17 protein-coding genes are annotated in these 18574 nt (G+C 45.4%); 5 read left to right on the top strand and 12 right to left on the bottom strand.

Features of this window, described 5'->3' with window-relative positions; all coding sequences use genetic code 11:
• The 7 genes from ybgC to FTT89_RS01140 form a co-directional block, all read right to left on the bottom strand.
• The gene (gene ybgC, locus FTT89_RS01115; protein WP_005176609.1) at window positions 1-414 is read right to left on the bottom strand and encodes a tol-pal system-associated acyl-CoA thioesterase; all 414 of its coding nucleotides are present in this window, start codon (window positions 412-414) and stop codon (window positions 1-3) included.
• A gap of 308 nt (window positions 415-722) precedes the next feature.
• The gene (locus FTT89_RS01120; protein WP_228289033.1) at window positions 723-1370 is read right to left on the bottom strand and encodes a hypothetical protein; all 648 of its coding nucleotides are present in this window, start codon (window positions 1368-1370) and stop codon (window positions 723-725) included.
• Window positions 1371-1456: 86 nt separating this feature from the next.
• Window positions 1457-2458, bottom strand: coding sequence for a Holliday junction branch migration DNA helicase RuvB (ruvB, locus tag FTT89_RS01125; RefSeq protein ID WP_005176611.1), 1002 nt, complete (start codon window positions 2456-2458; stop codon window positions 1457-1459).
• Between the two features lie 298 nt (window positions 2459-2756).
• A complete protein-coding gene (gene ruvA, locus FTT89_RS01130; protein ID WP_180036433.1) occupies window positions 2757-3359 on the bottom strand; it encodes a Holliday junction branch migration protein RuvA in 603 nt (200 codons plus the stop codon).
• A gap of 188 nt (window positions 3360-3547) precedes the next feature.
• Window positions 3548-4888, bottom strand: coding sequence for a deoxyguanosinetriphosphate triphosphohydrolase (locus FTT89_RS01135; protein ID WP_005176613.1), 1341 nt, complete (start codon window positions 4886-4888; stop codon window positions 3548-3550).
• A gap of 197 nt (window positions 4889-5085) precedes the next feature.
• Window positions 5086-5217 (bottom strand): putative transporter small subunit, encoded by a 132-nt coding sequence (locus tag FTT89_RS14450; RefSeq protein WP_005176614.1) that lies wholly within the window; start codon window positions 5215-5217, stop codon window positions 5086-5088.
• Between the two features lie 11 nt (window positions 5218-5228).
• Complete coding sequence (locus FTT89_RS01140; protein ID WP_005176615.1) at window positions 5229-6866, bottom strand: sodium:solute symporter family protein; 1638 nt, start codon at window positions 6864-6866, stop codon at window positions 5229-5231.
• A gap of 1306 nt (window positions 6867-8172) precedes the next feature.
• Between FTT89_RS01140 and purL the strand changes: the two genes are divergently transcribed.
• The 3 genes from purL (at window position 8173) to FTT89_RS01155 (ending at window position 13591) form a co-directional block, all read left to right on the top strand.
• A complete protein-coding gene (purL, locus tag FTT89_RS01145) occupies window positions 8173-12006 on the top strand; it encodes a phosphoribosylformylglycinamidine synthase (RefSeq protein ID WP_168389677.1) in 3834 nt (1277 codons plus the stop codon).
• Between the two features lie 126 nt (window positions 12007-12132).
• Window positions 12133-12999 (top strand): carboxypeptidase regulatory-like domain-containing protein, encoded by an 867-nt coding sequence (locus FTT89_RS01150; protein ID WP_168391092.1) that lies wholly within the window; start codon window positions 12133-12135, stop codon window positions 12997-12999.
• 274 nt (window positions 13000-13273) lie between these two features.
• Window positions 13274-13591, top strand: a complete 318-nt coding sequence (locus tag FTT89_RS01155) for a hypothetical protein (RefSeq protein ID WP_005176621.1) — start codon at window positions 13274-13276, stop codon at window positions 13589-13591.
• A 110-nt stretch (window positions 13592-13701) separates the two neighbouring features.
• Here FTT89_RS01155 and FTT89_RS01160 read toward each other — a convergent pair whose 3' ends face one another.
• Together FTT89_RS01160 and FTT89_RS01165 are read right to left on the bottom strand one after the other, a co-directional pair.
• Window positions 13702-14493 (bottom strand): nitroreductase family protein, encoded by a 792-nt coding sequence (locus tag FTT89_RS01160; protein ID WP_180036434.1) that lies wholly within the window; start codon window positions 14491-14493, stop codon window positions 13702-13704.
• A gap of 95 nt (window positions 14494-14588) precedes the next feature.
• Window positions 14589-15389 carry an enoyl-CoA hydratase gene (locus FTT89_RS01165; RefSeq protein WP_180036435.1) on the bottom strand — a complete coding sequence of 267 codons (801 nt, stop codon included), beginning with the start codon at window positions 15387-15389 and terminating at the stop codon, window positions 14589-14591.
• A 100-nt stretch (window positions 15390-15489) separates the two neighbouring features.
• Between FTT89_RS01165 and FTT89_RS01170 the strand changes: the two genes are divergently transcribed.
• The gene (locus FTT89_RS01170; RefSeq protein WP_075174739.1) at window positions 15490-16059 is read left to right on the top strand and encodes a nicotinate-nicotinamide nucleotide adenylyltransferase; all 570 of its coding nucleotides are present in this window, start codon (window positions 15490-15492) and stop codon (window positions 16057-16059) included.
• A gap of 119 nt (window positions 16060-16178) precedes the next feature.
• Complete coding sequence (locus tag FTT89_RS01175) at window positions 16179-16700, top strand: YceI family protein (protein WP_373685105.1); 522 nt, start codon at window positions 16179-16181, stop codon at window positions 16698-16700.
• 75 nt (window positions 16701-16775) lie between these two features.
• On the opposite strand, the gene FTT89_RS01180 is transcribed toward FTT89_RS01175, so the two are convergent.
• From FTT89_RS01180 to queC, 3 genes are all read right to left on the bottom strand, one after another.
• Window positions 16776-17237 carry a peroxiredoxin gene (locus FTT89_RS01180; RefSeq protein WP_005176635.1) on the bottom strand — a complete coding sequence of 154 codons (462 nt, stop codon included), beginning with the start codon at window positions 17235-17237 and terminating at the stop codon, window positions 16776-16778.
• 156 nt (window positions 17238-17393) lie between these two features.
• On the bottom strand, window positions 17394-17807 hold the full coding sequence (locus FTT89_RS01185) for a hypothetical protein (protein ID WP_005176638.1): 414 nt from the start codon (window positions 17805-17807) through the stop codon (window positions 17394-17396).
• Between the two features lie 16 nt (window positions 17808-17823).
• Complete coding sequence (queC, locus tag FTT89_RS01190; protein WP_160241482.1) at window positions 17824-18492, bottom strand: 7-cyano-7-deazaguanine synthase QueC; 669 nt, start codon at window positions 18490-18492, stop codon at window positions 17824-17826.
• Window positions 18493-18574 lie beyond the last annotated feature (82 nt).

The raw sequence follows: 18574 nt of genomic DNA on the forward strand, positions 1-18574 counted from the left end.
TTAGTCTTGGTCCTGTCCTAGCTCTTTTAGAATCAGGCCACGAATTTCATCCGGAAGGCGACGTGGACGCATTTCAGAACTTAAACATGCCAATTCCACCTCACCAGAAGCAAGCATGATTTCACCACGATAAATATTTTGTTGCAATACAAATGACGTTGCTTTACACGAAACAACACTTGCTGTAACAGTAATCAGATCATCCATTAAGATTGGACGCATATATTTGACATTAATTTTATGCACGACAAAGTTATAGTCGTTTTGATGCCAATAATGATCGACGCCGGAAGCACGCAGCCATTCGGTCCGGGTGCGCTCCATGAAACGAATATGATTGGCATGGTATACAATCCCGCCTGCATCGGTGTCTTCCATATAGATACGAATTTGAAATTCAAATTTATTCGCCATGATACTGTTCCATTACAATTTTCAGTTTTGGTCTGGAAGGGCCGTACAGAACTGGATTGAAGTTGTCTGAGGTTCTGTCAAATGCCCGACTGGGTTGGCTTTGCAGTTTAGCATAATGACTTTTTGCTCCTATGGCACAAGGTGTCAAATCCAGTGGCAAAGGTATAAAGAATGTAGAGCCGAGATTGGATATTTATCGTTCGGTACAGGTTGAATTAGGTGAATTGACACGTGATTTATGCCTTTTTTTGCCATGCCGCCTGTGCTTGGTCATTGGCAATTTTGATAGCACTGTTGCCAGTGCGGTTTTAGGCACTGTCCGGATGACTGAGGTACAGCCGTTCCACCGCATAATCACGTAGATGCAAGGCAAAATAGCTGCTGATCACGAAAGTTCGCTCAAACTGCTGCGGCTGTTTATTGGCAAAATATTGTCGTAGCTGGAGTAAGCCATACCAGATCATACTAAGAAAGAATGCCGCCACAGATAAGACAATTCCTACAGCGTCTTGCAGCAGATAACTACCAATTCCGCCCAGCACGGCCAGTAACGTCAGAATCAGGGCAAGCTTCTGTTTCGGTTTTACTGAAGTGGATGGTTGGGTATAGGTTTCAATAAAGGGTTTAAGTTCTTCGGAAAAATACAGGCTAATCCAGTGGATGGCGCATAGCTGATCAAAATGGATGGCGTCGATAGACCAGTGCCCATGCCGATGCAGGTCGATCTGTTCAATGCCAGCTTGATCTGCATCAATGATTTTGCCGCGTTCATTTTTAAAATCGAAGCTCAGCCAGTGACTGAGATCGCCTTGCAAAAGCTGGTTCAGATAGTTCAGTTCAGATTCACTGAAAAACTGGAATGGTTTGCCATAAGGTAGGGGGCGGATTGGCTGCAATTGCTCTATCAGCTCATCAAAATGCTGCTGAAGGTGTTGAATTAGTTGTTGTTCGGTCATCATTATTGTTGTTCGAGTATGTATTCAAGTTGTTATTTATCAAAGACCTTCATTACCTCACAGGCAATGAAGGTCCGGGATGGTTGTTATTTGGGTTCCGGCGGGGTCATGCCAAACTGTAAATAAGCCATATTGGTGGCAATCCGGCCACGTGCGGTACGCATCACATAACCTTGCTGAATCAGATAAGGCTCAATCACATCTTCCAAGGTGCCTGAATCTTCCGCCATGGCTGCGGCCAGTGCTTCAACCCCGGCAGGTCCGCCATCAAAACGTTCCAGTAACATTGACAGATAGCGACGGTCTAAGGTGTCCAGGCCATCTTTATCGACATTGAGCATATCCAGAGCGCGCTGGGCCATTGCATGGGTGACTTCGCCGGTGCCTTTGACCTGGGCATAGTCACGTACCCGGCGCAACAAGCGGTTGGCAATACGCGGTGTGCCGCGGGAACGGCGGGCAATTTCTGCCGCGCCTTCTTCGGTCATCGGGACATCCATTAAACTGGCAGAACGTTTTACGATATGGGTCAGATCTTCCACCGAGTAGAATTCTAAACGCTGCACAATCCCGAAACGGTCACGCAGCGGCGAAGTGAGCAGACCGGCCCGCGTGGTGGCGGCGACCAGAGTAAATGCCGGCAAGTCCAGTTTGATCGAACGCGCTGCCGGGCCTTCACCAATCATGATGTCCAGCTGGTAATCTTCCATCGCCGGATAGAGGATTTCTTCAATCACTGGTGACAGGCGATGAATTTCATCAATAAACAGTACATCACCTTCTTCAAGGTTGGTCAGCATGGCTGCCAAGTCACCGGCACGTTCCAGCACAGGCCCCGAAGTCGATTTCAGGTTGCCGCCCATTTCACGGGCAATAATATTGGCCAGGGTGGTTTTACCTAAGCCCGGTGGGCCGAAAATCAGGGTGTGATCGAGGGCTTCGCCGCGGCCGCGCGCTGCACCAATAAAGATTTCCATTTGTTCACGCACCACCGGTTGACCGATGTAGTCATCGAGGGAGGTGGGGCGGATGGCGCGATCAATTTGATCTTCGGGTTTTTCAGAACCACTGATAAGACGGTCTTGCATATATTATGTAAACTTCAGGTAAATACAGTTTAATGGGTCAGACGTCAAAAGCGCTTTTTGACGGATGTTCCAAGAAAATTAAATTTCGGGAATAACCTGTGGTTGGCCTTACCTTGCGAAATATATTTCTCATTCGGCAAAAAGTAAGCAAAACCATCGTCATTCGCAAAACTCGTCAAAAGATGATTCGTCTCGACTATATCGCAGAAACATTTTTGTGCAAATGCTTCCTGCCTCAAACAGTTGCGAATGACATTTTCGCGTATCTCATGCTGGCCTTGAGGCAAGATAGAGCTATCTATTTGTTCATCGACTTTAATGCTGCCCGGATAATGTCGCTGGCTTCGGTGAAGTCGCCTTTGGCAGCACTAACCAGTTTCTGTGCTTCAGCCGGTTTATAACCTAAAGATTGTAAAGCTGCTTCGGCTTCGGCCACGGCAGAGTTGCCCATAAACTGGATTTGTGCGCTGCTGGTGTTGCTTGGCGTATTGCCGGCAGCCATGGCTTTAAAGCGGTCACGCAGTTCAATCATCAGTCGTTCAGCGGTTTTTTTGCCGACACCCGGTACTTTGACCAAGGTATTCACATCTTCATGTTCAACCGTGTGAATCAGCATATCGACGCTTAAAGTCGACAGAATGCCGAGTGCCATTTTTGGACCAACCCCGTTGACCTTTAATAAAGTACGGAAAATGGTTTTTTCCTGCGCATCCAGAAAACCATATAGCAGTTGTGCATCTTCACGGACTGCTAAATGGGTCCATAAGGTGACTTTCTGGCCTTTTTGTAATTGGCAAAATGTAGACAGCGGTGTATCGACTTCATAGCCCACACCATTGACATTTAATAAGACCGTAGGGGCTTCGAGGGCAAACACCTCACCAATCAGACATCCAATCATTCAGTTTATTCACTTCTATTCGGTTAAATTTTTCAGTTCCGAGCCTGTCGTCTGCATCTTGAAGTCATCCACTTTTCTGTGATGCTCTGCGATATACAGCCGATGGGCCGGGGTGTTGCACAAGCAATGTCAGCACGCGCAAAAGTATAAAGCAGTTTTGGAGGTTCTCCCAAAACGGCAGGCTGTACTTAAAAGAATCCGGCTTTATTGCCTTGTAATTCCTGCGCCAGGTTATACGCCTGATGATCCGAGAATTTTGAGATAATATCCAGCACCTGCATGATATTGTCATAGTGATCTGGACCAAAATGGGCACCGGAACGCTGCAAAATCGCCATCAGCCGCTGCTCTTTAAAGCTTAAGGTTTTATGCGGTGTGGTCAGCGGAATAAAGGCATCCAGAATACTTTGCAGGCTCTGATGGGCAATAATTTCCAGACCGGCTTTTTGCGGATGTTCAAAAATTTTATCACGCGCCAGTTCTTTGGCCCGGTTAATGCCAATTTCAATATCGGCCGAGCAATATTGCAGTAAGGTCCCTTTCAGCTGGCCCGAAAGAATTTGGTCATGCTGCTTGGCAAAGGCACTGGTGACTTCATCGACCAGACGTTTCATCACCCGGCCACGTAGCGCGGCAATTTTCTGCTGCCAGGTGGTGCTGTCCAAAGACAGTTCTTCCGGCATGCCATAATCGCCAATCAGGTTCAGGAAAATCGGCTCGACTTCATCATAGCTGAGCATGTTCAGGATAATGCCATCTTCCAGATCAATCAGCGCATAGCAGATGTCATCTGCGGCTTCGAGTAAATAGGTCAGCGGATGGCGGCAATAACGATAAGGTCCGATTTCAATCAGGCCGAGCTGTTCGGCAATCTGTTTCAGAATGTCTTTTTCTGCCTGATAGCAGCCGAATTTGGCGCGCTGACTGGCTGGACGATTGCCCTGCGAGGCCATGGTTTTCGACAGCCACGGATATTTTAAATAGGCACCCAAGGTGGCATAGGTCAGACGCATACCACCATCATGCGGATGATAGTCAATTTTGGTCAGCAGGCGCAGGCCTTGGGCATTACCTTCAAACTGGCGTACATCGGCTTCCTGTTCCGGACTTAGGTCCTTTAAAAAGTCGGTATGTGAGGCATCATCAAACCATTCACGAATGGCATATTCACCGGCATGACCAAAAGGCGGATTGCCAATATCATGCGCCAGACAGGCGGCTTGAATAATCGCGCCGACATCGGCCGGGGTAATCCACGGAGGCAGCTGATCCTTGATTTTTTCTGCTGCCAGCATCCCCAGTGAACGGCCAATACAGGACACTTCCAGCGAATGGGTCAGGCGGGTATGAATACCATCATGTTGGGTAAGCGGATGGACCTGGGTTTTGCGGTTCAGCTGCCGGAAACTCTGCGAGAAAATAATACGGTCATAATCTTTATGAAACGGGCTACGCGCCTGTTCAGTACTTTGCTTTTTACTACCAATCCGAACTGTCGAAAGCAGTTCTAACCAACGCATCTGTGTCATTTATCATTATTCAATTATTTACTGCTTTGCATCATGCCAAAAAACCAAGCCCAGTACTAGAGTGAGGCGACATGAATTGTCATGGGAATGAAAAGCAGAAAAAATCTTGCTCCTCAATATAGACAAGTGATTCAAACAATATGAAACGGCCATAAAAAACAGGCCAAATGAGCCTGCTTTTTCATGAAGAGTTAAAATTACACCAGCCCTTCACCAGTTTCCTTGGCTTGTTGTGCATCTTTATAGACATTCAAGCAAATTGTGAACAAGACCAGGCTTGCGATCAACGGCCAAAAAAGTACATATAGGGTCAATAATTGACTAGTCATCTGAAATCTCCTTATTTACTTTTCTCAGATAGCTGGTGAAATTCAATCACCATCTTGTTGATTTGTTTAAAATCAAATCGTTCTTTACTGTAGACCAAGGTCAGAACAGTACAGACCAGAGCACTACTGCCATAAGCAGTCAGTGAACTTAATAAGGTGCCGTATTCACGCAAGAAGCCGATGGTCCATGGCATGAAGCCAATACTGGCCAAGATACCCACCACCAAACCGACTTTTTTGCCGAAGAAACCAAAGGTCATCAGACCCAGCACCACACCAATACCCAGGGTTGCAAGTAGCTCAAAGCCAAGCGCAATCAAGCCCTGGATTGGAATCCATTCAAAACGGACAATCAGGAAGCTGACGAAGGCGAGCCCGACCGACCAGTTAAAGGCACGAGAATTCACTTTGTCCCAATACAGGCTGACAATTACCGGAAATACAATAGACCCCCAAAGTGCACCCACAAAAATCAGCATTGATAAAATGTCAAATTTTAAAGTGGCGATAATGATCCCAAGCATGGTGGCGACAATCATGGTTATACGACCAATAAACAGCATTTTCTTGGGATTAGGTTGGTTTTTGGCAATCTGTTTTCCATAAATGTCAGTCATCACAATCGCAGATAACGCAGACAGATCCGAGTCAGCCGTTGAAGACAGCGCACCGATCACCATGATAAATAACAGGGCCACCATAAATGGAGAGAGATACGTCGCTGCCATTTGTGGAATCAGGTTATTCAAGTTGCCATCAATCGGTTGAATTCCGGCAAACAAGGCCAGTAAGCCGAGCATCCCCAACCCGATCACAATCGCGGCATAACCAATCGTCGCCGTAATAAAACTGGGTTTAATCAAGTCTTCCCGTACCGCAAATAAACGCTGGGCAATGGTCTGGTTACCGATGGCATACGCCAGGACTGCGACGAAGAAAGGCGCACCTTGTTCTAGAAATGCAGTTTTAGAGAAGAAATCGAGCTGTTCAGGCTGCAGGTTGTGAATACCCGTTTGAAACAGGGACGGTCCGCCCAAAGTGAAGAACAGCGTTGGGATAATGATCACCGCCGCCACGATCATCGCCACCAGCTGGCCAAAATCGGTAAATACAGAGGAACGGAAGCCAGACCAGAGGGTATAAGACAGCACACCAATCCCGGTGATCAAGACGCCATGTACAAAGCTTAGGGGAGATAAAATTTCGACCAAGGCACCTGCTGCAGTAAAATTCACCATCAAACTGATGACACTTCCCACAATATTGGAACCTGCCAAAATCATCTGGCTCTGGTTGCCATGGCGGGCATGCATAATTTCTGCCAGCGTATGTGCATTGGGTGCCAACTCACGAAAGCGCTTACCAAAAGGATAAATAAACAAAATCATCAGCGCGCCCCAGAGGCCGTAGTGCAAGGCACCGGAAACGCCGTATTTATAACCTGAAGAGGCAGCTGCATAGAATGACGCTGCCCAAATCCAAGTTGCGGTCATGCTGGCCGCAGACATACCAAAGCCAATAGAACCATTCGAGACCATATAGCCATCGACATTTTCATTTTTTTGTTTAATACGTAACGACAGTACAAAGGTAATGCCGTAAAAAAGCACCATCAATAGTACAGTGGTTGTACTAGTGAATTGAAACATAATTACTCCTTAAGCGAGGCACCTTTATTTTAAAAAACAAATCTTTTGGTGACGGACTAAGGCTCTAAAACAGGCAGAGCATAAAGCTGCAGAAAATGAGAAATCTGGTGTTTAAATATCTAGCCGATATTTGATCCACAGCATATATTTGATCCACAGCATAAAAAGATGTACGTAGGTGAGTCCAAAAATGGACCTTGCCTCAGCAATTGAGCTAGAGCTTAACATAAAACCATCAAATTTACTGATGAAGTCAGTGGGAAGTAAGGTTTTTTGCTGATATAGGGGTGATTTTTAGATAAAAAACTATGATTTTGCAGGGTCAAATATATGAATATTTTTTTTAGGGATTACAGTAATTTATAGATTGGATTAAAACTTGTTGAAGTTTGCGTTAATTTAAAATGTTAAAAAAAGTAACAAAAATTAAAAATTCATATTTTTTCGATTTTTACTTGTTGGTCAAAGCTTATATTTTAAACCAATTCTTGTAGAATGAATTGGATGAAATTTATTTTAAATGTTATTTCTTCATATTATTGACAAGTTTTTTTATGAAAGGTAAGTAATCATTTATCAAATAGATGCAATGATAATTTTAGGGTGGATATTTATATAGGGCTTTTTCCTTGAGAATATCTATATATTATCTACTAGATTATCCCTGATATTAGGAAGTGAAATACATAATGGAAAAAACTCTTGTGAAATATTCGTGGTATGAGATTATAAGGGTTGGATTTGCATATTTTCATTCTTTCTTTTAGGTGAATAAATCAAGTTAAACTCAAGAGAATACAGGACGAAAAATAATAGAAATATTGAACGTAAAAATCCCATCTAAGAGGGTGAAGTCTCAGGGTTCAAGGTTCACAAAGGCAAAGACCAAAGGGATCCTGAGCGGATGACAGCAACGCTCTCTTCGGGTGGATATGAGTACTCAGCTTTCAGGATGATTAATTCGTACAAAAAATTTAATTTCTGGTGCTGCAGCAGGCTATTCAGACAATCTAGGACTAGCTTTCATCATGCTTATAGAACTGTTGAAAAATAAGACAATTTTCCTGAGTAGAACTATTCTTAAAAAAAAATTAATTTTTCTATTACAATTTATGTTAAGATTTTCGGCTAAATTCAATTCTTTTGCCTGATAATAAAAGTATTATTTTAAAAATATCAAATATTTTAGTACGAGTATTCTTGTTTCCTCTCTAGCTGATTGGCTCATTTCACAGTAGAATATGCGCTCTCTTCAAGTCACATTGTGGCGAGGTCCAAAAGATCTGCCCGTGGAGCCAAAATCAGCATGTTTATCGTGGCCGGTGCACCTGCACATTCTTCTTTTAAGAAAACTCAACTATTATCACGTTTATCGTCAATTAGTTCTGTTCAATCTTTCGATAGCCAATGGATCTATCTGTTTGACCAAGCGCTCAACGAGCAGCAGCAACAATCAGCTTTAGAGCTGTTAAATGATGGCGCATCTTTTGAATTACGTCAGCCTGCCAGTGACGAAGTCCAAATTTTAGTGACTCCACGTGTCGGTACCATTTCGCCGTGGTCATCCAAAGCGACGGATATTTTTGCCAACTGTAATATTCCAGTGCACCGTATGGAGCGCGGATTGCTGTTTACCCTAAAAGGTGTAAAAGCGCTTTCTAAAGAAGCATTACAGATCTTGCATGACCGCATGACCGAAAGCGTGTTTACTGACATTGCAGATGCAGCCGCACTGTTCGTGGAAACCGCACCAAAACCGTTAAACTCGATTGATATTCTGGGTCAGGGCAAAGAAGCACTGGTTAAAGCCAACAATGAATTTGGTTTTGCACTGTCTGAAGATGAAATTGATTATCTGACTGAAGCTTTCACCAAACTGGGCCGTAACCCGAACGACATCGAACTGATGATGTTTGCGCAAGCCAACTCTGAGCACTGCCGTCATAAAATCTTCGGTTCAGAATGGACCATTGATGGCGAAGTTCAGCCGTTGTCTTTGTTCCAGATGATCAAGAACACCTATAAAGAATCACCAACAGATGTATTGTCAGCATATAAAGACAACGCCTCGGTGATTGTAGGTTTTGATACCCAGCGTTTCTACCCAACGCAAGAAGAAAACGGTCAATACGTTTATAAATACAAGAGCCAGGCGGCTCACATCCTGATGAAGGTGGAAACCCATAACCACCCAACCGCAATTGCTCCATTTGCTGGTGCGGCAACCGGTTCAGGCGGTGAAATCCGTGATGAAGGTGCAACCGGTCGTGGTGGTAAGCCAAAAGCAGGTTTAACCGGTTTCACCACATCGAACCTGAACATTCCAGGCTTTGAACAGCCATGGGAAGATAACTACGGCAAGCCATCGCGTATGGCCTCTCCGCTGCAAATCATGATTGAAGGCCCACTCGGTGGTGCAGCATTTAACAACGAATTTGGTCGTCCTGCCTTAAATGGTTACTTCCGTACCTTTGAACAAAATGTCAATGGCGAAGTCAAAGGCTTCCATAAGCCAATTATGATTGCCGGTGGTTACGGGAACATCCGTCCGGATCATGTCGAAAAAGATGCAATTCAACCGGGCGATCTACTCATCGTGCTTGGTGGTCCAGCCATGCTGATCGGTTTAGGTGGTGGTGCAGCGTCTTCTGTAGACAGCGGTACCATGGGGGAGAGCCTGGACTTCGCTTCTGTACAACGTGAAAACCCGGAAATGGAACGCCGTTGCCAGGAAGTAATTGATACCTGCTGGCGCATGGAAGATGAAAACCCAATCGTATCGGTGCATGACGTTGGTGCGGGCGGTATTTCAAACGCAATGCCAGAACTGGTCAACGATCATGAGCTCGGTGCGGTACTGGATTTACGTAAGATTCCATCGCTTGAGCCAGGCATGTCGCCAATGGAAATCTGGTCTAACGAAGCACAAGAGCGTTATGTACTGGCAATCCGTCCAGAATCTCTAGCGTTGTTTGAATCGATCTGTGCGCGTGAACGTTGTCCGTTTGCGGTACTGGGTGAAGCGACTGAAGCGCGTCATTTAACCGTTGAAGATCCACTTTTTGGCAACAAGCCAGTGGATATGCCAATGCAGGTGATGCTGGGCGGTACACCACGTATGAGCCGTTCATATGAAAGCATCGAGCGTAAAGGCGATGATTTTGATGCAGCTCAAGTGACAGATCTGAAAGATGCGATTTACCGTGTCCTGAAAAACCCGACCGTTGCCTCTAAATCGTTCCTGATCACCATTGGTGACCGTTCGATTACCGGTATGGTGGCACGTGACCAGATGGTTGGCCCATGGCAAGTGCCTGTAGCGGATGCTGCAGTAACAACCACAAGCCTGGTGGGTTATACCGGTGAAGCGATGGCCATGGGTGAACGTCCACCAGTGGCATTATTGAACCCGGCAGCGTCTGCACGTTTAGCGGTGGCTGAAGCGATCAGCAATCTGATGTCTGCAAAAATTGACCAGATTGGCGATATTAAACTGTCTGCGAACTGGATGGCAGCAGCAGGACAAAAAGGTGAAGATCAGGCACTGTTCGAAGGCGTAAAAGCGATTGGTATGGAAATGTGTCCAGCACTGGGCATTGCCATTCCTGTTGGTAAAGACTCACTGTCTATGCGTACGACTTGGAATGACGAAGGTGAAGACAAATCTGTCACTTCGCCAATGTCAGGCGTGATCACTGCATTTGCACCTGTGACTGATGTGCGTAAGACATTAACACCAGAACTGAAAAATCTTGAATCTGTACTGGTACGTATCGACCTGTCTAAAGGCCAATTCCGTCTGGGTGGTTCGATCCTGGCGCAAGTGTACAAAGCGATTGGTTCAGTGACACCAGATGTCGACAGCTTCGATGACTTCAAAGCCTTCTTCGCATTGGTACAAGACTGGAACAACCGTGGCCTGATTAAAGCCTACCACGACATCGGTGATGGTGGTTTATTGGCTACTGTTGCAGAGATGATGTTTGCGTCACGCTTGGGTGTGGCACTGGAAGATCAATCGACTGCAAGCCTGTTTGCTGAAGAAATTGGTGCTGTGCTGCAAATTACCAAAGCAGATTGGGAAGCATTACAAGCTGAAGTTGCAGCGTCGACATTGAAAGATGCAATTGCGGTTGTCGGTACAGTCAACAATTCTGACCAGTTGGCGGTAAACGGTTTGGTGCTGGAACGTACTGACCTGCAACAGGCATGGGCAGAAGTGTCTTATCAGATCCAGCGTTTACGTGACAACGTTGAAAATGCTGATCAGGAATTTGCCTTAATTGCAGATAAAGCCCATCAGGGGATTATCGCGCAGCCAACTTATGACCTGAACGAGCCGGTTGAAGCACCGTACATCAACACCCGTCGTCCAAACATGGCGATTCTGCGTGAGCAGGGGGTTAACGGTCATGTTGAAATGGCGGCTGCGTTTGATAAAGTCGGTTTCAACACCGTTGACGTACACATGAGTGATCTGCTGGCCGGTCGTATCAGCCTGGATGACTTTGAAGGTCTGGTCACCTGTGGCGGTTTCTCTTACGGTGACGTTTTAGGTGCCGGCGGTGGCTGGGCAAAATCGGTGCTGTTTAATGCCAAACTGCGTGATCAGTTCGAGAAATTCTTTAACCGTCAAGAAACTTTCAGTGTGGGTATCTGTAACGGCTGTCAAATGCTGTCACAACTAGCACCACTGATTCCGGGTGCAGAGCATTGGCCACGTTTCCATCGCAATACCTCTGAAGTGTTTGAAGCGCGTACTGTGAACGTGCGTGTAGAAAAATCAAACTCGATTCTGTTTGATGGCATGGAAGGTTCAATTTTGCCAATCGCGGTTGCGCATGGTGAAGGTCGTGCTGTTGCCAGCGCTGAAGACTTTGCCGCATTAAATGCTGGCAACCAGATCAGCCTGCGTTATGTCGACAGTCAGGGCAATGTGACCCAGCACTATCCACTGAACCCGAACGGTTCTCCAGAAGGGATTACTGGTGTGACCTCTAAAGATGGTCGTGCCACGATTATGATGCCGCACCCGGAGCGTAACTTCCGTGCCGTACAACATTCTTGGAAACCTGAAGAATGGACTGAAGATGGTGCATGGTTACGTATGTTCCGTAACGCACGTAAATTCATTGGTTAATTGACCTTATTTTGAAAAGCCACCTTCGGGTGGCTTTTTTATCGGCGTTTCATCCCAAAATGGGGATAGCTGATTTTGCCCGGCACCGTACAATAAACAGCATAATTATAAAAGTGGATAACAAAAATGCAGATGCGAACGGTCATTCCTATTTTTACCAGCTTGATTATGCTGAACGGTTGTGGTGGTGAGAGTGCCAAGATTCAGGAATCTGTCAGATATGCTCAGCCGCTGCATTCCAGTTTAACCCAGTCCCAGTCTGGTACGCAGTCACAAGGCGAAAAGTGGTCAGTTTCAGGTCAGGTATTTGATGCCAGCGGGCAACCTATCGCCCAAGCCAAAATCTATGTGCAGCTGGGCGAACACAACTATTACACCCATTCTCAGACCGATGGCCGTTACACTTTATATCTGCCTCGTGAATATGATTATCCGGATCATATTGCCGGCACGGTCTGGATGGAGGGCTATCAACCGGAAATCCTGTTGCTGTCCTATCAGAACCAGCATTTATATATTGATCAGCATAGTCATCTGGTTCAGCTCAAGCCTTTAACCGAAGCGCATGTGGTGTTTCAGCAGGGGCTACATTTAATTCATCTGGGTGATGATTCACTGGTGAAAAACCCGGAAACCCGAATTCAGACCGCGCCACAAGGACTGGTCTGGAGTGATGGTTTTCAGTATACGCAGGCACTGCAAAAACAGTATAACCAGCTCTGTATCCAGTTGTATGGCAAGGGTATTCAGAGCCAGTATGCCAATCAGGATAAAATTTCCATCTCCAGAAAAAATGACCTGCGTTTAAGTATTACCCAATTGCTGTCGGACAGTCCGAGTTCGGGCGCCTATAGTGCCAATGAGCACTGTTTTCCGTTAAGGCATTTTCAGGTGAATGATCATATTCAGGTGCAAATTAAGTCACATACCCTGGACACCGATCAGGATAATTTCGAGATGCTGAATATTGTAGGCGTCTTAAGAAAAATTTAAAGTAGATTACCTTGCTGAGATAAATAATGGGCTCAATGGAATAGCCTAAGCAAAGAAAGGATCTAATCGATTTTGAAGATTCAATAATTCTCGCTATTCCATTGCCATGTTTCATCCAAACCCATAGCTAAAGCTGGGCAATTGTTTGGGATCAGTACTGTATCTATTCAAACAGATGTAGCGCTATTCAGGATTTAGGTCATTTCTTGCAAACAGCAGATGACAACAGGCCAGTCAATACGGTATGAAAGATAGATCAATACCGGGAGTGACTATGCTAAAACTGATTTTTTATGTGCCTGAATCGCATCTGGAAGCCACCAAAGCTGCTGTATTTAAAGCCGGTGGTGGGGGAATCGGCGATTATGAACACTGTGCCTGGCAGGTGCTGGGCACCGGGCAATTTAAACCCTTACGTGGCGCAGACCCGTATATTGGGGAAGTCGGCACGCTTGAAAAAGTAGAGGAATGGCGGGTGGAAATCATTGTACCGGAAGATAACGCAGCAAATGTAGCCCGTGCCTTAAAAGATAGCCATCCTTATGAAGAACCGGCATTCGAGTTTATTCAGATGATAGATGTGCAGTTTTAATTGTTGAATATTGGAATATCTGACAGAGAAGGAGAGCCTTTTAATCAGCTCTCCCTTGTGCAGCAGTCCCGCTTCTCTCTTAAAGAAAAGTGGGACTTTTTACATCTTGTTTAAACTTTCTGAATAAACAACTCCCGGTCAAACCGGTATTGCGGGAAGAATACGCCATCTTTCGCACGTTCACCGGCAGCAATTACCATCACCACATATTGCTGTTCATTCAGCTTTAAGATTTTACGCACCATTGGCTCATCAAAACCTTCCATCATACAGCTGTCAAAGCCATAAGCGCGTAAGGCCAGCACCAGATTTTCACAGGCCAAAGCGGTAGTTTTCGAGGCCCACAGTTTGGCATCGGCCGGATGAAATGCCGACACTGGCAATTGCTTGTCCAAGCTACGTGCCACTTTAAAGGCCACTTTTTTGAAATGACCGAAGGCATTGAAATAGCCAGTTTTATAATTATAGGGAATAAATTTATAGTATTTTTTTACCGGGGCTGGCGCTTCAGGAAACGGGAACTCGGAAATATTGAGTTTGGCCATTTCATCAATGCGGTCGGTGCGTGCTACACAAACAATCAGCTCGGCCGCAGTTTTGGCTGCCAGTTGACTCAGACAGGCTTTGACCAGCTGCTTTTTCTTGGCCGGATTCTGGACCACATAAAAGGTCCACGGCTGTAAATTGGAGGAGTTCGGTGCCAGTAAGGCTAAATCCAGGCAGGCATCTAAAATATCCGCTGGAATGGGCTTGTCTGTAAATTTACGTACTGAACGGCGACTGGTGATGACTTTACGAAAGTTTTCGACATCAATATCTTGTGGTGCCGGTTCGTAATAGCGTTTTTTCTCGGTTGAAGATGATGCAGAGTTTAAAGATAAGGGATCTGACGAATTTGACATGGGAACCATCACAAAAGAGATAAAAGAAAGAGAAAACAACTAAACCATAAAAAACGTAGGCACAGCGACTGCACCTACGTTGATGAGCATAATACTTAATGAAACTGGGTAAAGTCAGGTTTACGTTTTTGCATAAAAGCCTGTACAGCTTCCATCATTTCCGGTGAGCCGACCCGTTTCATAAAGATTTCCGCTTCATGATCAATACAGTCAATGATCTCATCCAGATTGTGTTTCATTAGCGCTTTGGTTTGTTTGAGAGAAGCCAGTGGTAAGGCTGCCAAAATGTGCGCCTGTTGCTGGGCAGTGGCATATACATCCTCTTCAATCCTATTGACCAGACCGGCGTTTAGCGCTTTGTCGCTGTTAAACTTCTGCGCAGTTAGCAGCAGCTCTGCGGCTTTATGGAAACCGGCTTGCTGTACCAGCAGTTTGCTGGACGCACCTTCTGGGGACAGGCCGAGGCTCACAAATGGAATCTGGAACAGGGCAGTGTTGTCGCTATAGACTAAATCTGCATGTAATAACAGCGTGACCCCAATGCCAATGGCTACACCACGCACCGCAGCAATCAGTGGTTTGGAAAAACGTGCAGCAGCTTTTAGCAATACAAAGGGTGGCGTATCTCCAGCTTTGCCTTGCAATGGTGTTTGAATAAACTTCATGAAGTCCTGCATGTCGTTACCGGCACTGAAATCAGCATCGGCTCCGCGTAAAATTACTACGCGGACGTCTTTATTCTGATCGGCTTCGTCCAGTGCCTGCGCAATCCAGAGATACAGTTCACCATACAGGGCATTTTTGGCTTCCGGGCGCTGAATGGCTAAGGTCAGTACGCCATTGTCTAAATTCGCATTCAAATGTGGATGGGGTTGTTGAATACAGCTCAGTGTCATCGTACTATCCTTGCTTTCAATTAATTTGAATTTATGGGCTTATTATGGCGAAAATTATTATTGACGCCACAACTGGTGAGTTCATAAAAGTTGATGTGCTATGAATTATAAATTTGATTATCTTGTGTTTATTGGCCGCTTCCAGCCTTTTCATCTGGCACATATGCAGACCATTTTAATCGCGCTGGAGCAAAGTGAAAACGTGATTTTGGCACTGGGCTCAGCACAAGATGAACGCAATATCAAAAATCCGTTTACTGCCGCTGAACGCCAGCAGATGATTCTGTCCAACTTTAGCCCAGAGCAGCAGCAGCGGATCAAATTTGTGCATGTGGTCGATGTATATAACGATGAAAAATGGCAGAAACTGGTGAAAATGCTGGTGGCCACGGTGGCCGGACCAGAAGCCAAAGTCGGTTTAATTGGCCATTTTAAAGATGAGTCTTCCTATTATCTGCAATTTTTCCCGGAGTGGGAGATGGTCGAGCTTGACAGTCTGGAAGGTGCCATGTCTGCCACGCCGGTACGTGAAGCCTATTTTCGTGGAGAAATCTGGACCGATGCCTTCCCGCCGGGCACAATCAAATTTTTACAGAATTTTCAGCACACGCCGGTTTATCAACAATTACAAGACAAATATCATGCGCAAGACCGTAGTAATCTCACCTAAGCTCGCCAGCTTCATCTTGTTAATAAGATAAAGCCAGTTACGCCGCAAGGAGATAAGCGATGAACTTGAACCCGCCAGTAGCAATGTCAAAGACCAAATACTTGCTGGGTGCGGCCGTTATGCTGCTGGGTATCAGCCCGGCCTATGCCGAGCGCTGGACCTTGACCCCAAAAAGTGAAGTTGGTTTTGAGATTAAGTCCATGGGCGTGCAACTGGTCGGAGGGCAGTTTAAAGAGGTGCAGTCAGTCATGCATTTTGATCCAACAGCACCGCAGCAGGCCTCAACCCAATTTGTGCTAAATGTGGACAGTCTGCAGCTGAGTAAACCGTCTTTAAGACATATGATTCTGGGTGAGGACTTATTCTATGCTCAAAAATATAAAACCGTCAGTTTTAAAAGCACGCGTTTTACCGCTTTAGGTCCTGATCAATATCGTATTGCCGGTAATTTAACCCTACGCGGCGTGACGCGTCCGGTTGTTTTTCATACCAGTTTAAAACCGAATACAGGAAACCCGAAATTGCTGGATGTGCAATCATCAACCCAAATTCAGCGTAGTGATTTCGGTATGAAAAAGGCGATGGGTGGTGTTGGAGAAAAGGTCAATATTCAGCTTAAAGGTCAGTGGCGTGTTCAATAATGAGATAACAATAGACGTGATGAGTGAATTAAAAGCCTGAGCTTGTATCAGGCTTTTTTCCGATCCAGCAATTGTTTAACTGTTGGCTTGTAAGGTTTTTAAATCTTCCAGTACCTGCTCGGCATGTCCTGCAGCCTTGACTTTACGGTATTCCTTGACCAGCTGGCCATTATGGAAAATAAAGGTAGAGCGCTCAATTCCCATGACTTTTTTGCCATACATATTTTTTTCTTTAATCACATCAAAATGCTGGCACAGCACTTCTTCCTTATCACTGATCAGATCAATCGTCAGGTTCTGTTTGGCAGTAAAGTTCTGATGTGCTTTCACCGAATCACGCGACACGCCAAGAATGGTCGCACCCAATGCCTCAAACTGATCTTTCAGGCCAGAAAAATCTACCGCCTGCGTGGTACAGCCTGGAGTGGAATCCTTTGGATAAAAATACACAATTAACCATTCCGCCTGTAGTTCAGCCAGATTGATTTCCGCCGTGGTGGTCGGAAAAGTCTGATTCGGTAAGTTCAAGTCGCTCATGATATCGTCCTTTTAGATTGTGTCAGTTTTTAAATTGCCTCTATCATACCGAATTTCCTGCATTTTCTCACAAATTACCGGTAGAGAAAAATGAACGCAGCAAACTGGGCAAAAAAAAGCCTGCAATGGATGCAGGCCTCTGGAGGAAATATATGATTATTTCTTTTGCTGCGCTTGCGCGGCTTTCATGGCTTCTTCAGTTAAGGTTTTTAATTTACCGGTTAACTGAGGACCAAAACATGCCTGTAAGTCTTTGTTTTGTTTTTGGACAAAAGCAAGAGTACTTGGGCTTTTCTTCTGGTTAATGGTACTTTGGATTTCCCATTTTTGTGCATTGGTCAGCTTGCCATCTGCTTCAACCGCACAGGTACAGTATTTGCTGACTTCAGCAGCGCTTAACTTTTTACCTTTGGCAGTTTCTTCTTTACAAACATTAATCAGCGCCGATTTTACATTGGTGCTTTTATATGCCTGTTGCAATTTGTCTGTGTTGGCCTGAGCAGATGTTGCGAATACGGCTACAGTAGACACAATCGCAGAAAGGATAATGTTTGATTTTAAATTCTTCATAGATTCTACCTTGTCATTACGGTATATAACGTGTTGGATCAGCCACACCTGCGTCTAGGAAACCCTGTTTACGTAAACGACAGCTATCGCATTTTCCACAAGCACGTCCTTGGTCATCTGCCTGGTAGCAAGACACCGTTTGACTATAGTCTACGCCATGATCAAGACCTAAGCGAATGATATTTGCTTTGGATAAATGTAACAAAGGTGTTTCAAATTTGAGTGATTTTCCTTCTACGCCCACTTTGGTCGCCAAACGCGCCATATTGGCAAAAGCCTCAATAAACTCAGGACGACAGTCCGGATAGCCGGAATAATCCACCGCGTTAATACCAATAACAATGGCTTCTGCATCAAATACTTCCGCTGCTGCCAGTGCATAAGACAGGAAGATGGTGTTACGTGCCGGAACATAAGTCACCGGAATACCATCCTGTTCCTGCTCGGGTACCTCAATATTATGATCGGTCAGGGCAGAGCCACCTAAGTTACCTAAATCTATATTAATAACACGATGTTCTACACCCGCACGCTGGGTTAAGGCTTTGGCAGCGTCCAGTTCAGTGGTGGAACGCTGGCCATAACGAAAACTGAGGGCGATACATTCATAACGCGCTTGCGCCCACGCTAAACAGGTTGTTGAGTCTAAACCACCAGATAACAATACAATGGCACGAGGGCGCATCAGAATCTCCAAAATAATAAAAAGCAATTTGAGCCGTGTATAAAGCTTTGCGTTTCGCAGCTTAATTTTGCAAACAGAGCAA

This window comes from Acinetobacter sp. YH01025 (assembly GCF_013420185.1).
GTDB classification, from domain to species: domain Bacteria; phylum Pseudomonadota; class Gammaproteobacteria; order Pseudomonadales; family Moraxellaceae; genus Acinetobacter; species Acinetobacter indicus.